General features: G+C 64.4%; 15 protein-coding genes. 4 read left to right on the top strand and 11 right to left on the bottom strand.

The genetic code is table 11. From position 1 onward, the window contains the following. Nucleotides 1-157: 157 nt before the first annotated feature. The 6 genes from AC0L18_RS13475 to bcoG are packed head-to-tail and all read right to left on the bottom strand — an operon-like array spanning nucleotide 158 to nucleotide 6822. Nucleotides 158-940: a carnitinyl-CoA dehydratase gene (locus tag AC0L18_RS13475; protein ID WP_473492700.1), complete on the bottom strand. Its 783-nt coding sequence runs from the start codon at nucleotides 938-940 to the stop codon at nucleotides 158-160. 1 nt (nucleotide 941) lies between these two features. After that, nucleotides 942-3011, bottom strand: coding sequence for an acetate--CoA ligase family protein (locus AC0L18_RS13470; protein ID WP_473492698.1), 2070 nt, complete (start codon nucleotides 3009-3011; stop codon nucleotides 942-944). A 3-nt stretch (nucleotides 3012-3014) separates the two neighbouring features. Continuing rightward, nucleotides 3015-4178, bottom strand: a complete 1164-nt coding sequence (locus tag AC0L18_RS13465; protein WP_473492697.1) for an acyl-CoA dehydrogenase family protein — start codon at nucleotides 4176-4178, stop codon at nucleotides 3015-3017. Nucleotides 4179-4182: 4 nt separating this feature from the next. Next, nucleotides 4183-5256 carry a 3-hydroxyacyl-CoA dehydrogenase NAD-binding domain-containing protein gene (locus tag AC0L18_RS13460; protein WP_473492695.1) on the bottom strand — a complete coding sequence of 358 codons (1074 nt, stop codon included), beginning with the start codon at nucleotides 5254-5256 and terminating at the stop codon, nucleotides 4183-4185. Then, complete coding sequence (locus AC0L18_RS13455; RefSeq protein ID WP_473492694.1) at nucleotides 5253-5882, bottom strand: HD domain-containing protein; 630 nt, start codon at nucleotides 5880-5882, stop codon at nucleotides 5253-5255. The genes AC0L18_RS13460 and AC0L18_RS13455 overlap by 4 nt, the downstream gene beginning before the upstream one ends. Nucleotides 5883-5910: 28 nt before the next feature. Further along, a complete protein-coding gene (bcoG, locus tag AC0L18_RS13450; RefSeq protein WP_473492693.1) occupies nucleotides 5911-6822 on the bottom strand; it encodes a 3-dehydrocarnitine:acetyl-CoA trimethylamine transferase BcoG in 912 nt (303 codons plus the stop codon). Nucleotides 6823-6933: 111 nt separating this feature from the next. Between bcoG and AC0L18_RS13445 the strand changes: the two genes are divergently transcribed. Next, on the top strand, nucleotides 6934-7914 hold the full coding sequence (locus tag AC0L18_RS13445; protein WP_473492691.1) for a GlxA family transcriptional regulator: 981 nt from the start codon (nucleotides 6934-6936) through the stop codon (nucleotides 7912-7914). A gap of 6 nt (nucleotides 7915-7920) precedes the next feature. Here the strand turns inward: AC0L18_RS13445 and AC0L18_RS13440 are convergent, their stop codons facing one another. Continuing rightward, nucleotides 7921-8127 (bottom strand): hypothetical protein, encoded by a 207-nt coding sequence (locus AC0L18_RS13440; protein WP_023796867.1) that lies wholly within the window; start codon nucleotides 8125-8127, stop codon nucleotides 7921-7923. A gap of 186 nt (nucleotides 8128-8313) precedes the next feature. Beyond that, nucleotides 8314-9639: a xylose isomerase gene (gene xylA / locus AC0L18_RS13435; protein WP_128244556.1), complete on the bottom strand. Its 1326-nt coding sequence runs from the start codon at nucleotides 9637-9639 to the stop codon at nucleotides 8314-8316. Between the two features lie 113 nt (nucleotides 9640-9752). Between xylA and AC0L18_RS13430 the strand changes: the two genes are divergently transcribed. Next, on the top strand, nucleotides 9753-10115 hold the full coding sequence (locus tag AC0L18_RS13430; protein WP_473492689.1) for a nuclear transport factor 2 family protein: 363 nt from the start codon (nucleotides 9753-9755) through the stop codon (nucleotides 10113-10115). Between the two features lie 35 nt (nucleotides 10116-10150). Here AC0L18_RS13430 and xylB read toward each other — a convergent pair whose 3' ends face one another. The 3 genes from xylB to AC0L18_RS13415 form a co-directional block, all read right to left on the bottom strand. Beyond that, the gene (gene xylB, locus AC0L18_RS13425) at nucleotides 10151-11605 is read right to left on the bottom strand and encodes a xylulokinase (protein WP_473492688.1); all 1455 of its coding nucleotides are present in this window, start codon (nucleotides 11603-11605) and stop codon (nucleotides 10151-10153) included. A gap of 82 nt (nucleotides 11606-11687) precedes the next feature. Continuing rightward, complete coding sequence (locus AC0L18_RS13420) at nucleotides 11688-13010, bottom strand: tetratricopeptide repeat protein (protein ID WP_473492686.1); 1323 nt, start codon at nucleotides 13008-13010, stop codon at nucleotides 11688-11690. Between the two features lie 9 nt (nucleotides 13011-13019). Continuing rightward, entirely contained in the window at nucleotides 13020-13643 is a 624-nt protein-coding gene (locus AC0L18_RS13415; RefSeq protein WP_023796862.1) for a LysE family translocator, read from the bottom strand. Nucleotides 13644-13830: 187 nt separating this feature from the next. Between AC0L18_RS13415 and AC0L18_RS13410 the strand changes: the two genes are divergently transcribed. Together AC0L18_RS13410 and AC0L18_RS13405 are read left to right on the top strand one after the other, a co-directional pair. Further along, nucleotides 13831-14598, top strand: coding sequence for a L,D-transpeptidase (locus AC0L18_RS13410; protein WP_287051527.1), 768 nt, complete (start codon nucleotides 13831-13833; stop codon nucleotides 14596-14598). Nucleotides 14599-14717: 119 nt separating this feature from the next. Next, nucleotides 14718-15884 (top strand): diphosphate--fructose-6-phosphate 1-phosphotransferase, encoded by a 1167-nt coding sequence (locus tag AC0L18_RS13405; protein WP_473492685.1) that lies wholly within the window; start codon nucleotides 14718-14720, stop codon nucleotides 15882-15884.

The following is a 15884-nucleotide window of genomic DNA, read 5'->3' as shown; positions in this document are numbered from 1 at the left end:
CGCAAGGGGGGAGATCGGATATCGTGTCGGCTTTCGCCAATCTTCAACGTCGCAGGATGGGATGTATGGCCGAAGCTGCCAATCTTCCCCCTTGCGGGGGAGATGCCCGGTAGGGCAGAGGAGGGTGGGCCGGATCGCCATCATCTCCGCGATACCTTCACTTCCCTTTCCACACCGGGTCGCGCTTTTCGGCAAAGGCGCGAAACCCCTCAAGATTGTCCTCCGAGCCGTACAGTGCGTCAACCGTCGGCAATTGGCGGCGCGTCACCCGGTTCATCGCGTCCTGGAAGGTGAGCGCTTCGGCGACCCGCGCCGTCTCCTTGATCGCGGCAAAGACCAGCGGCGGACCGCCGGCCAGCAGTCGTGCGATCTCCCAGACGCGATCCTCGAGCTTCTCCTTGGGCAGCACCTCGTTGACCAGACCCCAGCGATGCGCTTCGCCGACATCCATCCAGCGGCCGGTGAGCAAAAGCTCCATGGCGACATGATAGGGAATGCGCTTCGGCAGCTTGATCGTCGCTGCATCGGCCAGCGTGCCGGCGCGAATTTCCGGCAGCGCAAAGGAGGAGTGATCCGACGCGTAGATGAGGTCGCAGGACAGCGCCAGCTCGAAGCCGCCGCCGACCGCCATGCCGTTGACGCAGGCGATGACCGGCTTGTTGAGATCGCGCAGCTCCTGCAGCCCGCCGAACCCGCCGACGCCATAGTCGCCGTCGACAGCATCGCCGCTGGCCGCGGCTTTCAGGTCCCAGCCGGCGCAGAAGAACTTGTCGCCGGCGGTCTTGACAATGGCGACCCGCAGATCCGGATCGTCACGGAACGCCTTGAAGGTCTCGCCCATCAGCCGCGAGGTGTTGAGGTCGATAGCGTTGGCCTTGGGCCGATCGAGCGTGACTTCGAGGATCGTGCCCTCGCGGCGGGTGGTGATGACGTCAGACATTCTAGTTTTCTCCAAGCACCAGCAGCGCGTCGGCGATCCAGGCGCCTTTGCCTTGCGCGCAGACGATCAGCGGGTTGATGTCGAGCTCCTCGATCTCGCCGGCATTTTTCTGCACGAAGGCGGCGATGCCTGATATCGCCTCGATGGCCGCCGCGAGATCGGCCTTGGGCCGGCCGCGATAGCCTTCGAGCAGCGGGAACAATTTGAGCCCGCGCAATGCCGCCTCGATGTCGTCGCGGGTCGCCGGCAGCATCAGCGTGACGCTGTCGCGCAGCAGCTCGACCAGCACGCCGCCGGTGCCCAGCGTCATCACCGCGCCGAACATCGGGTCGCGGGTGAAGCCGACGAGCAGTTCGGCGACGCCGTCGCGCACCATGCGCTCGACATAGAGGCCGGTGCCGAGCGCATCGAGATCATGGGCGGCCGTGCTGACGGATTCGGCGTCCCTGAGGTTGAGCCGCACCGCGTCAAGCTCGGATTTGTGGGTGACGCCCAAAGCCTTCAGCGCAACCGGAAAACCGAGCGCCATCGAGGAGATGACAGCCTCGACCGCATTGCCGGCGCGTTCACCCCTCGGCACGGGGAGCCCGGCCTCGATCAGCCGCGCTTTCGCCTCGGCCTCATCAGGCGTGACATGGTCGCCGGCCGGCGCCCCGGAAGCGGAGGTGTCGATCGGCTGCGCCTGCGGCTCGCGCCAGGCCCAGCCGATGAAGGCGGCCGCCTGGGCGGCGTCCATGGCTTCGGAAATGCCGAACAACGGCACCATGCCGCGTCCCATCAGGCCGGCGGTGTATTCCTCGGGCAGGTTCTCCGGCAGCGAGGAGACGATTGCGCCCTGCGCCTTGTTGGTCTTCAGCGCCGATTCGAAGGCGCGCAGCGTCGTCCACCAGTCGGTATCGGAGCAGCGGTCGGGGCGCGGGAAATCGAGCACCAGCATGTTGAGGTCGAAGCCGCCCGACACCATGGCGGTGAAGGTGGCGGTCATCGCCGGCTCGTTGTTCCAGATGAAGGTGTGGTAGTCGAGCGGGTTGGCCACCGCAACCAGCGGCCCGAGCGTCGATTTGACGTGGGCGCGGTGGGTGTCGGTCAGCGCCGGGAAATTCACCCAGCGGCCTTCGGCGCTGTCGGCCATGACAGACGCTTCGCCGCCCGAACAGCTCATCGACGACAGCCGGTAGCCGGGCAGGGGGCCGGTGACGTGCAGCAGCTTGAGCGCCTCGATGAAGGCAGGGATGGAATCGACGCGGGCGATGCCGAGCCGCTTCAGGAAGGCGCCCGAGGCAGCGTCCGAGCCGGCCAGCGACGCGGTATGCGACACCGTTGCTTGCCGCGCCTGCTCGGAGCGGCCAACCTTCATGGCGATGATCGGTTTCTTCAGCTCTCGCGCCCGCGCGGCCAGCCTTTCGAAGCCGGCTACCGAATCGAAGGCCTCGATATGCAGGCCGAGCGAAGTGACCCGATCGTCCTCGATCAGGCCGAGCGCCATTTCCGAAAGGCCGGTCTGTGCCTGGTTGCCGGCGGTCATCAGAAAGGCGATCGGCAGGCCGCGCTTCTGCATCGTCATGTTGATGGCGATGTTCGACGACTGGGTGATGATGGCGACCCCGCGGCCACCCTCGGCCAGCCTGATGCCGCCATGCTGGTCGGGCCATAAAAGCGCGCCATCGGCATAATTGATCAGGCCGTAGCAGTTCGGCCCGATGATCGGCATCTGGCCCGCCGCAGCGACCAGTTCCGCCTGCAATCGCTCGCCATGCTCGTCATAAGCCTCGGTCTCGAGAAAGCCGGCGGCGAAGCAGACAGCGCTGCCTGCGCCGCGTTCGGCCAGCGCCTTGACCACCTCGATGGTCGAATGCCGGTTGACGCCGACAAAGGCGGCGTCGGGGGCGCCGGGCAGGTCGGCCACCGAGCGGTAGGCCTTGCGGCCGGCGACTTCATCCTTGGTCGGGTGCACCGGCCAGATCTCGCCGGCAAAGCCCATCTTGATCGACTGCGCGACGACGGCGGCGGCCTGCGCGCCGCCGAACACGGCGATCGTTCGCGGGCGCAAGAGGCGCTCAAGTTTGTGCATTTATCAGCCCCCGAACGGGCGCAGCAGCGCACGTGAAATGATGTGGCGCTGGATTTCCGACGTGCCTTCCCAGATGCGCTCGACGCGGGCGTCGCGCCAGATGCGTTCCAGCGGCAGATCGTCCATCAGCCCCATGCCGCCATGGATCTGGATCGCCTCGTCGGCGACGAAGGCAAGCATTTCGGTGGCCTTCAGCTTGGCCATGGCCATGTCCTGATCGGTGACGGTGCCCTGATCGTACTTCCAGCCGGCTTCGAACACCATCAGGTCGGCCGCTTTCAGTTCTGTCGCCATATCGGCAAGCTTGAATGAAACGCCCTGGAACTTGCCGATCTGCTGGCCGAACTGCTGGCGCTGCGCGGCGTATTCGATCGCATGGCCAAGCGCCCGCTCGGCCCGGCCGAGACAGGTCGCGCCGACCTGCAGGCGGGTCGCGCCAAGCCATGAATTGGCGACGTCGAAACCCTTGTGGACTTCGCCCAGAACCTGGGCTCCGGGCAGCCGGCAATCGTCGAATTCGAGGATGGCGTTGGTGTAACCGCGATGCGAGACGTTGCGGTAGCCGTCACGCACCGTAAAACCCTTGGTGCCCTTGTCGACGAAGAAGGCCGTGATCTTCTTGCGTTTTCCACGCGGCGTCTCCTCTTCGCCCGAAGCCATGAAGACGATGGCGAAATCGGCGAGGTCGGCATGGCTGATGAAATGCTTTGTGCCGTTCAGCACCCAGCCGTCGCCGTCCTGAACCGCGGTCGCCTTCATGCCGCGCAGATCGGAGCCGGCACCCGGCTCGGTCATCGCCAGGCAATCCCACTTCTCGCCGCGAATGCAGGGATAGAGATATTTTTCGCGCTGCTCCGGCGTGCCGGCCAAGAGGATGTTGGATGGCCGCGCCACGCAGGTCCAGTGCAGTGCGTAATTGGCGCGGCCGAGCTCCTTCTCGTAAAGCAGCCAGGTCACCGTATCGAGGCCGGCGCCACCGACCTCCGCAGGCATGTTGGCGGCATAGAGCCCGGCTTCGATCGCCTTGGCCTTGATCTCATCGATCAGCTCGCGGCGCAGCACGCCGGTGCGTTCCACCTCGCGCTCATGCGGGTAAAGCTCGTTCTCGACGAAGGCGCGCGTCGTCTCGACGATCAGTTTCTGTTCCTCGGAGAAGCCAAAATCCATGGTCTCAGCCTTTCTTCTTTTTCTTCGGCTTTTCGGCCTTGGCCTTCTCGGCCGCCTTGGAGGCGGTGGGCTTCTTCGCCGCAAGCTTGGCGAGCTGCTTGGTATAGTCCTTGTGCAAGGCGCCGGCGCCCCAGCCCCTGCCTTTGTTCTGCTTCGAGAGCGCATCCATGATGGCGACCAGGTTGTCGTCGCGGATCTTTTCGAGCTCGCGGATCGACAGGCCATCCGCCTGATCGTCCGACTGCGTGGCGATCAGGTCGACCAGTTCGTCGTTGAAGTCCGGCACATCCATCAGCTTGGTCCACGGCCATTTCAGGCACGGCCCGAACTGCGCCATGAAATGGCGCATGCCGGCCTCGCCGCCGGCGACGCGGTAGACCTGGAACATGCCCATCTGCGCCCAGCGCAGGCCGAAGCCATAGCGCATGATGTCGTCGAGTTCCTCGACCGTGCAGATGCCGTCCTTGATCAGCCACAGCGCCTCGCGCCATGCCGCCTCCAGCAGGCGGTCGCCGACGAACGCCTCGATCTCCTTGCGGATCACCACCGGTTTCATGCCGATCGAGGCGTACATCTCCTTGGCGACCTCGATCGCCTCGGAAAAGGTCTGCTCGCCGCCGACGATCTCGACCAGCGGAAGCAAATAGACCGGGTTGAATGGATGGCCGACGACCAGCCGTTCCGGATGCTTCTTCATCGCCACCTGCATGTCGGTCGGCTTGATGCCGGAGGTCGAGGAGCCGACGATGGCATTGGCCGGCGCATAGAGGTCGATCTCGGCCAGCACGCGGTGTTTCAGGTCGAGCCGTTCCGGCACGCTTTCCTGGATGAAATCGGCATCGGCGACGGCGTCGGCAATGGTCTTGGCAAAGGTCAATTTGCCTTCTTTTGGCAGGCCGTCGGGCAGCATCTGCTTGTAGGCGCGGCGCGCGCCTTTCATCACTTCGCCGACCTTGCGCGCGGCTTCGGGGTCGGGATCGAAAATCGACACGTCGATACCGTTCAAGAGCAGCCGCGCCACCCAGCCGGCGCCGATGACGCCGCCGCCGATTGCAGCTGCCTTGGTGATGATGCTCATGCGGAAGCTCCGGTTCTTGTCCTGGCTTTTTCCAGGTCGATGAGAGGCACGCGCTCGCCGGCGCGGATCACGGTGGGGTCATAGGCCCTGCGCGCAAACACCTCGAGCACGAAGGGCCGGAAGAAGTCGATCGGCAACGTCTCGTAGTCGGGGTCGAAGCTCGACTGGTCCCAGCGCTCACAGAACTGGTCGCAATCGTCGAAATAAAGGTGGCCGGCGAAACGGTCGCGCGCATGCGGATTGCCGCCGAGATGGTGGGCGTAATAGAGGCGCTGGAAGTCGCCGTGCTTTTCCACAACCCAGGTGCACTGCTCGCGCACGAAAGGTTTTAGGACCGAAGCTGCATATTCGTCGTGATTGTACGGTGCGTAGACGTCGCCGATGTCGTGCAGCAGGGCGCAGACGATCCAGTCGGTGTCGGCGCCGTCGCGCCATGCGCGCGTCGCCGCCTGCAGCGAATGGCCGAGCCGGGTGATCTTGTAGCCGGACAGGCCTTCGTCGAGTTGGACAAGCGCGTCAAGCAGCCGTTCGCTGGTCTTCGCCGCATAGTCGATCTCGTGCTCGGTGAGGAACGCGTAATCGTCGCGGTCGCCATCCTTCATTGCGGTGAATTTCACGGTCTTCATCGGCGGCTCCTCCCTACCGATTGCTTGTTCAAAGCGGTGCGCGCTTCGTCAAATTGAGCTTCTTACGCACTTCATCGGGGCCGATGACCCTTGCGCCCATGTTCGACACGATGCTGACCGCCCGCTCGACCAGCTGCGCATTGGTTGCCAGCACGCCCTTGTCGAGCCAGAGATTGTCCTCGAGCCCGACGCGGATATTGCCGCCGGCCAGCACCGCGGCGGCGGCATAGGCCATCTGGTTGCGGCCGATGGAGAACGCCGACCAGGTCCAACCTGACGGCACATTGTTGACCATCGCCATAAACGTGTTGAGATCGTCCGGCGCGCCCCATGGCACGCCCATGCACAATTGCACGAGAGCATCCGGGTCCAGCACCTTTTCCTCGACCAATTGCTTGGCAAACCACAGATGGCCGGTGTCGAAGGCCTCGATCTCCGGCTTGACGCCAAGCGCCGTCATCATGCCGCCCATGGCGCGCAGCATGCCTGGCGTGTTGGTCATGACATAGTCGGCCTCGGCGAAATTCATGGTGCCGCAGTCGAGCGTGCATATCTCCGGCAGGCACTGGCGCACATGTTCCACGCGGTTGGTGGCGCCGCCCATATCGGTGGCTTTCTCATTCAGCGGCAGCGGGTTTTCCGGCGAGCCGAACACCATGTCGCCGCCCATGCCGGCGGTCAGGTTCAGCACCACGTCGACGTCTGCCGCACGGATGCGCTCGGTCATTTCGCGATAAAGCTGCACGTCACGGCGCGGCCTGCCGGTTTCGGGGTCGCGCACATGGCAGTGGACGATCGCCGCACCCGCCTTTGCCGCGTCGATGGCCGAATCGGCGATCTGCTTGGGCGAGCGCGGCACATGCGGGCTGCGGTCTTGCGAGCTGCCGGACCCGGTTATGGCACAGGTAATGAAGACCTCACGGTTCATCGCAAGCGGCATCGACTTTTCTCCCAATCAGCACAGATGGTCCCGATCAAACATGGACCCAATCGAACAGATGGCAACAATGCCTGACTTGCCGGAAACTGTTTTGCATTTTACGAAGTGCGTATGATGAAAAACGAAAAGTCGTCGATCTTTCGCGCCGAACGGTTGCCGCTCAAGGTGACGCTGCTGGTGTTTTCCGGGTCGTCGATCATGTGCGTGGCCTCGGCCGTCGATCCGCTGCGCGCCGCCAACCGTATTGCCGGCGAGACGCTGTTCGATTTCAGGCTGGTTTCGGTGACCGGCGAAGCGCCGGTCACCACATGCGGCCTGCCGGTTGCGGTCAGCGGCCGCTTCGATGCGGCGGATACGACGGATGTGCTTGTCGTCGTCGCCGGTTTCGGCACGCAGAACTATGCCACGTCGGCCCTGCTTGCCGGCCTGCGCCGAGCGGGGCGCGCCGCACGCGCCTGCGGCGGCATCGAAGCCGGTACCTGGCTGGTCGCCCGCGCCGGTCTGCTGGAAGGGCGCAGCGCCACCACCCATTGGGAGGACATGGAGGATTTCTCCTCGGCCTTTCCCGAGGTCGACGTCCGCCCCGACCGCTATGTCATCGACGGGCCGGTCTTCACCTCCGGTGGTGCTTCGCCGACCTTCGACCTGATGCTGCATCTGATCCGCACGCGGCTCGGCATGGCCGTCGCGCTCGATGTGGCAAGCGTCTTCATCTACGACCAGGCACGCGCCGCGACCGACGCGCAGCCTTTGGTCTCGCTCGGCCGCCTCGACGGCTACGATCCGCGGCTTGCGCAAGCCATCCGGCTGATGGAAACCCACGTCGACCAGCCCTTGACCATTGCCGCGGTGGCAAAGCGCGCCGGGGTGACGGCACGAACGCTGGAAAGCATCTTTCGCAAGTCGATCGGCGAGACGCCGGGCGCTTATTATCTCAGGCTGCGGCTGGGTGCCGCGCGCCGGCTGGTGGTCGACACGCGCGTGGCCATGGCCGATATTGCCGGGCGAACGGGCTTCTCGTCCGCCGCGGCATTTTCCAGGGCGTTCTCAAGAGCTTTCGGCGAAGCGCCGGTCAGGCTGCGCAGGAGATAGTCGGGATCAGGCAGCGTCCTGGCGGTCGCTTTTGCCGTCGATCTGCGAGCGCATCTGTCTCGCAAGGTGGGTCTCGAAGCGGCTGGCGACCGCGCGGTCCCATTCGTTTGCACCGCGCGCGCCATCCTTCGGGTGCGGCAGTGCCATCAGCCGGTCGATGATCGATCCCTCGCCAGATGAGAGCAGGGCGTCGATTTCGCGTTCGTGCTGCATATCGGTTCGCCTCCTTCTTTCTGTTCCCGCCACGAACCACATATACGAGATTCGTGACGGCTGTTTGAAGGCAAGAGCGAGGCGATAGAGGGGCGGTGCGAGGCAAAACCTTGTCGTCGGTTCCGCCCTCGCGGCAAAGCTGTTCCGGGCCGGCGGGTCGGTCAACAGACCCGCCGGTGCGGCACCTCAGACGTATCGGTTGACGATATTCTCGAGCAGTTCCTGGCGGCCGGATCTCGGCTGCGGCTCGATCTTCTTCTTGACGACGCGCTCGGTGATCTCCTCCAGCGTCCGCTTGCCGGCAAGCATCGCCTTGGCCTCGGCCGAGTTCCAGCCGGCATAGCGCTCGGCCAACGGTCCCGACAGCGCCTTGTCCCCGACCATGCGAGCGGCGGCCTTGAGGCCGCGTGCACAGCAATCCATGCCGCCGATATGGCCAATCAGCAGATCCTGCGGATCGAGCGACTGTCGCCGAAGCTTGGCGTCGAAATTGGTGCCGCCGGTCTTGAAGCCACCGGCCTGCAGGACCTGATAGTAGGCCAATGCCATCTCCGGCACGTTGTTGGGGAACTGGTCAGTGTCCCAGCCCGACTGGTAGTCGTTGCGGTTCATGTCGATCGAGCCGAAGATGCCGAGCGCATTGGCCAGCGCCAGTTCATGCTCGAAGGAATGGCCGGCCAGGATCGCGTGGCCCTGCTCGATGTTGAGCTTGACCTCCTTCTCCAGCCCGAAGCGTTTCAGGAAGCCGTAGACGGTGGCGACGTCATAGTCGTACTGGTGCTTGGTCGGTTCCTGCGGCTTCGGCTCGATCAGGATGGTGCCCTTGAAGCCGATCCGGTGTTTGTAGTCTACGACCAGGTTGAGGAAGCGGCCGGCCTGTTCCTGTTCGCGGGCAAGGTCGGTGTTGAGCAGCGTCTCATAGCCCTCGCGGCCGCCCCACAGCACATAATTGTCGCCCTTCAGCCGCTTGGTGACGTCGATGCAGTGTTTGACCGTCGCTGCCGCATAGGCAAAGACGTCCGGGTCGGGATTGGTGGCGGCTCCCGCCATGAAGCGGCGATTGGAGAACAGGTTGGCCGTGCCCCAAAGCAGCTTGACCCCGGTCTTCTTCATCTTCGCCGCAAAATAGTCTGATATCTCGTCGAGCCGCGCGGCACTTTCAGAAAAATCTTTTCCCTCCGGCCGCACATCGGCATCGTGGAAGCAGAAATAGGGAACACCCAGCAGCGAAAACATGTCGAAGGCGACATCGGCCTTGAGCTTGGCCAGTTCCATCGTGTCGGTGCCACCAGCCTCGGCGAACCACGGCCGCTCGAAGGTCTGGCCGCCGAACGGATCGCCGCCCGGCCAGGCGAAGGAATGCCAGTAGGCGACGGCAAAGCGCAAATGGTCTTCCAGCCGCTTGCCGGCGACAATTTCATCGGGATTGTAGAACCGGTAGGCCAGCGGATTGGTCGAATCCGGCCCCTCGTATTTGATCTTCTGGATGTCGCCGAAAAAGCCGCTGGTCATGTCTGTCTGTCCTCTCGCAGGGTTCGGTCCTGATTACCTCAGGCGTAATTGGTTTCGCGCTGGCGCTGGATGAAAAAGGTCATGTCAAAGCCAATCAACAACGGAGACAGACCATGACCGACCTCAATACGATCGCCGAAAACTACATCGCCGCCTGGAACGAGAGCGATGCCGCGCGCCGGCAAGCCTTGCTCAAGGCGGCCTTCACCGATGAAGTCAGCTACCGCGATCCGATCATGCAGGGAGACGGCCACAATGGCCTCGCCGCACTGATCGATGGTGTCCAAAAACGTTTTGCCGGCTTCCGGTTTTCGCTGAAGGGCAAGCCGGATGGGTTTGGCGACACGATCCGCTTCTCGTGGAATCTCGGGCCGGAAGGCACCGATTCCGTCATCGAAGGCACCGACATCGGCGTCATCGAGAATGGCCGCCTGAAAAGCGTCACCGGCTTTCTCGACAAGGTCCCGGCACAGTGAGGTGATCTCGGGCCGCGGCGGGGGTGGGAAACCACTCACGCCGTGGCCGCCTTGATAGCCGGGTAAAGCAAGCGGTAGCGCTGATAGGCATCCGCATAGGCGTTGCTTAGCGCGGCGACCGGCTCGATTGTGGCATCGGTGGCCGGCGCCGTGCACACTCTGAGCGGATCGGCGCCCGTCGCCGCGATCAGGCCAAGCCTCGCTGCACCGAAGGCGGCGCCGAAATCGCCGTCGGCGGGAATGTCGACGGGCAGGCCGAGCGCGGTGGCGATTGCCTTTAGCCAGTAGTGCGAGCGCGAGCCGCCGCCGATCGCCGTCACCCGCGTCAGCGTCGTGCCGGCTTTGGCCAGGGCTTCGAGACTGTCGCGGAAGGCGAAAGCCACGCCCTCCAGCACGGCCTGGGTCAACACGGCGCGGCTCGATTCATGCGCAAGCCCGGTAAACGAGCCGCGAATGGCCGCATCATTGTGCGGGGTGCGCTCGCCCGAGAGATAGGGCAGGAAGGACACGCCGGTCGGCGCCTTCAGTGTATCGCCGAGCTCGGCAGTCAGCTCGCCGGCGCCTTTGCCTGAAATCTCGGACAGCCAGTTGAGCGAATCGGTTGCCGACAGGATGACGCCCATTTGGTGCCAAGTGTCGGGCAGCGCGTGGCAGAACGTGTGCACCGCGCTTTCCGGGTTGGGCAGATAGGACGTATTGGCGGCAAACAGCACGCCTGACGTGCCAAGCGAGACAAAGGCCTGGCCGGCGGCGACCGTGCCCATGCCACAGGCCGACGCCGCATTGTCGCCGGCGCCGCCGGCGATCGGGATGCCCGCCTGCATCCCCCATTTCGAGGCCAGTGAGCTGCGCAGGGCGCCGGCCTTCTCAGTGCCTTCGACCAGTGACGGCATCTGCTTCTCATCGAGCGAAGTGGCGGAAAGCAAGTCGGATGACCAGCCTCGCTTGCCGACATCGAGCCAGGACGTGCCGGCCGAGTCCGACATCTCCGAAATATGCTCGCCGGTGAGCCAGAGCCGCAGGAAGTCCTTCGGCAGCAAGACCTTTGTCACCTTGGCGAAAATATCCGGCTCATTGTGTCTCACCCAGACCAGCTTTGGCGCGGTGAAACCGGGAAACACGATGTTGCCGGTCAGCTTGCGAAAGCGCGGGTCGGCGTCGAGCTTGGCGGCCTCGGCATGGCTGCGCGTGTCGTTCCACAGGATGCAGGGGCGCAGCACCTGGTCGCCGGCATCGAGCAATGTAGCGCCATGCATCTGGCCGGAGAGGCCGATGCCCTTCACGGCGGCGAGCTGTTCTGGATGAGAAACCTTGAGCTCGGCGATCGCTTCCTCGCAGGCGCGGATCCACTCGGCGGGGTTCTGCTCCGACCAGCCGGGGTGCGGCCGCGACACGTCGAGTGACGCGTGGCCGGAGCCGACGATGCTCTGCCCGGCATCGATCAACAGCGCCTTGACGCCCGACGTGCCCAGATCGAGGCCGAGATACATGGTGTCCTCCCATTGCCATTAATTTTTTCGGATCTCGAAAAAATCTGACTTGGCAGTTTTTTAAGACAAGATCCGCCTCCGGTCAATTCTCCGACAAATCGGCAGCGCGCCGCGAAAGCAGCGCCGAGAGCGGGCTGGCGGGCCGCGCCAGCGCGCGTTCCGCGGCAAGTGCCCTTGCCAATGCACGGTCGCCCGACCGCAGCGCTGCCTCGATCAGCGTCAGGTCGATGACGTCGCGCTGCGCATGACTGCCGCCGAAGCGGTGGGCGATCGCCCGGATGGGTCGGATCAAGCGGACCGTCTCGGCAAAATTGCCGTCGCCGAACGCCTTGATGGCGAGCGTCAGGGGATGGCCGACATCCCGGGTAAAGGCGGCGTTGTCGTCGTTGGCGTGCATGGCCTCGCGCTGTGTTTCGAGCAAGGTGCGAGCCGGCGCTTCCTGGCCGGCGCCGACGAGGGCCATCATTGCGTGGGCATCGTTGAAGGCATAGTTGCCGGCGCTGGCCTTGGCCCAGTTGGCGGCGAGCGCCGCCCAGCGGCCGCCGACATCGACGCCGCCGAGATGCAGCCGCCACAGGATCGCCGAAGCATCGACCATGTTGAGCGCCAGCGTCGAGCGCTCGCCGTAGATCGGGCCGTCATGGAGCGCCAACACCTCGTCGGTCTCGCCGAGATCATAGTGGAACAGCGCCAGATGCCACCAATTATGCACTTTCAGGAAGCTTTCACGGGTCCACGCGTCGGGGTTGGCGCGCATCCAAGCGATGCCGTCCCTTTGCCGGCTCTGCATTTCCATGACATGGGCGACGGCGTGCTGCGCCCAGCCGTCGCGCGGCTCGATGTCGACTGCCATGCGACCAAGCTTTTCGGCGCGCGCATAGTCGCCCATTTCCTCCAGTCCGAAGGCCTGCATGCCGAGTACGGCGTGGTAGCCCGGCAAGCCGCTTTGCCACGACGGCAGCGCGCGGCCGATGCGGTCGCGCAGCATGCGGGCATTGCCGGTGAAGAAATCGATCTGGTGCCCGGTCTGCAGCGCCAGCGCATCGAGTGGAAACTCGATGGCGATATCCTCGAGCAGACGGGCGGCTTCATGCCAGCGTCCTGCGGCAAGGTGGCCAAGTGCTGCGACATGCGCCTGCTCGCGCGGCGTGGCGGCAAGCGGCAGTGCCGCCTCGTGGCATGTCCTGGCCACGGCTGTCGCCTCGCGCTCGGTGGCGAGGCCGAAGAGATAGCCCTTGAACACATGCGCCATGACGAAGCCGGGATCCCCGGCGATGGCGCGATCGACCGAGCCGACCGGATCGCCGATGAAGCATTGCAGTTCGCGCACGGCCTGGCTGTAAGGCGAGAACCCGGCCTCAGTCGCGCCCGAAAACGTCAGCCCGAATGCGTCCCTGGCTGCCACGTCATGTCCTCAATTGCCCGAGCGCATCGCCACTGTGGCGATACCGGCGCCGACCAGCAGCGTGCCGCCGGTGCGGTTGAAGATGCGGATCGCCTTCGGGTTGCGAACGACGTTGCGTGCCCTTGCGGCGATCAGCGCGTAACCGAAGGCATTGGCGAAGGCGAGCGCCAGGAAAGTCGTCTCGAAGATCAGCATCTGCGTCCAGAAATCGGCATGCCGGTCGAGGAACTGCGGCAGGAAGGCGACGAAGAAGGTGATGCTTTTCGGATTGAGCGCGGTGACCAGCCAGGCATGCGCCGTCATCTTGGCCGAGGACACCGCATCCAGGCGCGGCTCGGCCTTGAGCGTGCCACCGGCGCGAAACAGCTTTATGCCGAGATAGATCAGATAGCCGGCGCCGACCACCTTCAGCACCGTGAACACGGTGGCCGACGCCGCCAGCAGCGCGCCGATGCCAAGCATCGACAGCGTCATCGCGGTAAAATCGCCAAACGCCACGCCAACCGCCATCGGCAGCGCGGTGCGCCAGCCCTGGCCGAGCGCATAGGACACGACCAGAAGGATAGTCGGGCCGGGAATCACAAGAAGGATCGTCGAGGCGGCGGCAAAGGCAGCCCAGTTTTCGAAGGACATGCTCGTCTCCTTGAGCTCAAAGAAGAGGATAAATCCTTGGGCTCGCGAAGATGTAAAGGGCAAAAATCGAAAATGCCCCTAGGTTAACATCGGCAACGGTTCTTCACGCTTTTTCAACCATGATTGGTGAAAATGCACTCTATCCGGCCGGACCGTGTTTCCCGCCGACAGCGTAGGGTTTGGGTAGATGCGTGAGTTGCCGCAAGGTCTGACGCCGCCGCACAATGGCGACGAAATCGAAATTTCCGAAATCCAGCTTTCCCGCCGCGCAGTGTTGTCCGGCGCCGGTGCGCTGGCGCTGCTCGGCGTCGCCGGCTGCAGCCAGACGCTCGACCTGTCGGCGCTGCAACTCGACGCCGTCACCACCGGCGCGATCACCCCTGTCCGCCCGAGCATCAGCGTCGACAAGAACATCACCAGCCCTGGTGTGATGTATGCCTCCGTCACCGACGGCGGCTTCACGCTGCCGGAAGTGCCCTACCTCAAGGTCAAGCCGGAGTTCCGCCGCCAGATCGTCGTCGACCCGACCGGCGAGCAGCCCGGCACCATCGTCGTCCATTCGCAGGAGCGGCTGCTCTACCTGGTGCAGCCCGGCGGTGACGCGATCCGTTACGGCGTCGGCATCGGCAAGGAAGGCTTTCGCTGGTCCGGCCGCGCCAACATCCAGTACGGCAAGGAATGGCCGACCTGGAGGCCGCCGGCCGAGATGATCGCCCGCAAGCCGGAACTGGTGAAATGGCAGGCCGGGCAGCCCGGCGGCCTCGACAACCCGCTCGGCGCGCGTGCGCTGTACATCTACCAGAACGGCCAGGACACCGGCTACCGCATCCACGGGTCGCCCGAATGGTGGAGCATCGGCCAGGCGATGTCGTCCGGCTGCGTTCGCCTGATCAACCAGGATATCATCGACCTCTACAGCCGCGTCTCGAGGAAGAACCCGGTCGTCGTCGTCTGACCCTCCCGGTCATCGTCTGGACTCGAGGCTGCTGGCGCGGCCGCTCGACTCTCCCGTTGCGCGATCTCGCAAGACAGGCGAATGTGCCCTGCAAAGCCACTGCTCGGGAGACGTGAAGCATGTCCGGAACTTTTGTCATCGCGCAAGGCGGCGGCCCGACCGCCGTCATCAACCAGACGGTGGTGGGCGCCACACTCGAGATCCGCAAGCGGCATCCCGGCGCCAAGGTCCTGGGCTCCATCCATGGCGTGCGCGGCATTCGTGACGGCAACTATGTCGATCTCTCGGCCATTCCGGAGGATCGGCTGCGGCTGATTGCGGCAACGCCGAGCGCCGCGCTTGGCTCGACCCGCGACAAGCCGGATGACGCCTATTGCGAGATCATCCTCAACGGCCTGAAGAAGGCCGGCGCCGACGCCTTCATCTATATCGGCGGCAACGACACGTCGGGCACGCAGCAGATCCTGACCGACGCCGCCGGCGGCAAGATGGCATTCGTCCATGCGCCGAAAACCATCGACAACGATCTCGAGGAGAACGACCACACGCCCGGCTTCATTTCGGCAGCCGAGTTCGTCGCCGGCGCCTTTCTCTCGGTCGACCTCGATTTCCGTGCTCTGCCCGGCATCTATGTCGGCATCGTAATGGGCCGGCATGCCGGTTTCCTCACCGCCGCCGCCGCCGCATGGCAGCTTGATCCCGACAGCGGCCCGCACCTCGTTTATGTGCCGGAGCGACCGTTCTCGGCTTCAGCATTTATCGACGACGTGCGCGCCACGCTCGATCGCCACAAGCGCTGCATCGTCGCAGTCTCCGAAGGCGTCAGCACAGCCGACGGCAAGGCGCTGGTCGAAAGTCTTGTCCCGCCGGACAAACTGGAGCGCGACGCGCATGGCAACGTCAAGCTGTCGGGCAGCGACCTGCCGGCCGCCCTCGAGCGCGCGCTGGCCGAAGGATTGCCGGGCAAGCGGGCACGCGTCGATGCGCTCGGCTACATGCCGCGCGGCTATGTCGGCGCCATCAACGCCGTGGATGCGCAGGAAGCCTTCGATGCCGGCGTCTTTGCGGTCGCTGTCGCCGAACAGGGCGGCGGCTCGGTGGCACTGCAATATGACGGCGAGAAAACCGTGCTGAACAAGGTGCCGCTGAAAAACGTTGCCGGCAAGACCCGTCACATGCCCGACGATTTCATGCTGCCGGATGCCAACCAGCTCTCCGACGCAGGAATGGCCTATCTGAAGCGGCTGGTTCCCGAAAAGTACAAGGTCGGAAAGCCGTTCGTCTGA

The sequence above is a fragment of the Mesorhizobium sp. WSM4819 genome (genome assembly GCF_055811215.1).
Note: the sequence above shows the minus strand (reverse complement) of the source record. Positions and strands in the feature narration are given on the sequence as shown.

Coding starts and splice junctions, on each gene's coding strand:
- AC0L18_RS13475 (WP_473492700.1), bottom strand. CDS start 940: ATGTCTGACGTCATCACCACCCGCCGCGAGGGCACGATCCTCGAAGTC.
- AC0L18_RS13470 (WP_473492698.1), bottom strand. CDS start 3,011: ATGCACAAACTTGAGCGCCTCTTGCGCCCGCGAACGATCGCCGTGTTC.
- AC0L18_RS13465 (WP_473492697.1), bottom strand. CDS start 4,178: ATGGATTTTGGCTTCTCCGAGGAACAGAAACTGATCGTCGAGACGACG.
- AC0L18_RS13460 (WP_473492695.1), bottom strand. CDS start 5,256: ATGAGCATCATCACCAAGGCAGCTGCAATCGGCGGCGGCGTCATCGGC.
- AC0L18_RS13455 (WP_473492694.1), bottom strand. CDS start 5,882: ATGAAGACCGTGAAATTCACCGCAATGAAGGATGGCGACCGCGACGAT.
- bcoG (WP_473492693.1), bottom strand. CDS start 6,822: ATGCCGCTTGCGATGAACCGTGAGGTCTTCATTACCTGTGCCATAACC.
- AC0L18_RS13445 (WP_473492691.1), top strand. CDS start 6,934: ATGATGAAAAACGAAAAGTCGTCGATCTTTCGCGCCGAACGGTTGCCG.
- AC0L18_RS13440 (WP_023796867.1), bottom strand. CDS start 8,127: ATGCAGCACGAACGCGAAATCGACGCCCTGCTCTCATCTGGCGAGGGA.
- xylA (WP_128244556.1), bottom strand. CDS start 9,639: ATGACCAGCGGCTTTTTCGGCGACATCCAGAAGATCAAATACGAGGGG.
- AC0L18_RS13430 (WP_473492689.1), top strand. CDS start 9,753: ATGACCGACCTCAATACGATCGCCGAAAACTACATCGCCGCCTGGAAC.
- xylB (WP_473492688.1), bottom strand. CDS start 11,605: ATGTATCTCGGCCTCGATCTGGGCACGTCGGGCGTCAAGGCGCTGTTG.
- AC0L18_RS13415 (WP_023796862.1), bottom strand. CDS start 13,643: ATGTCCTTCGAAAACTGGGCTGCCTTTGCCGCCGCCTCGACGATCCTT.
- AC0L18_RS13410 (WP_287051527.1), top strand. CDS start 13,831: ATGCGTGAGTTGCCGCAAGGTCTGACGCCGCCGCACAATGGCGACGAA.
- AC0L18_RS13405 (WP_473492685.1), top strand. CDS start 14,718: ATGTCCGGAACTTTTGTCATCGCGCAAGGCGGCGGCCCGACCGCCGTC.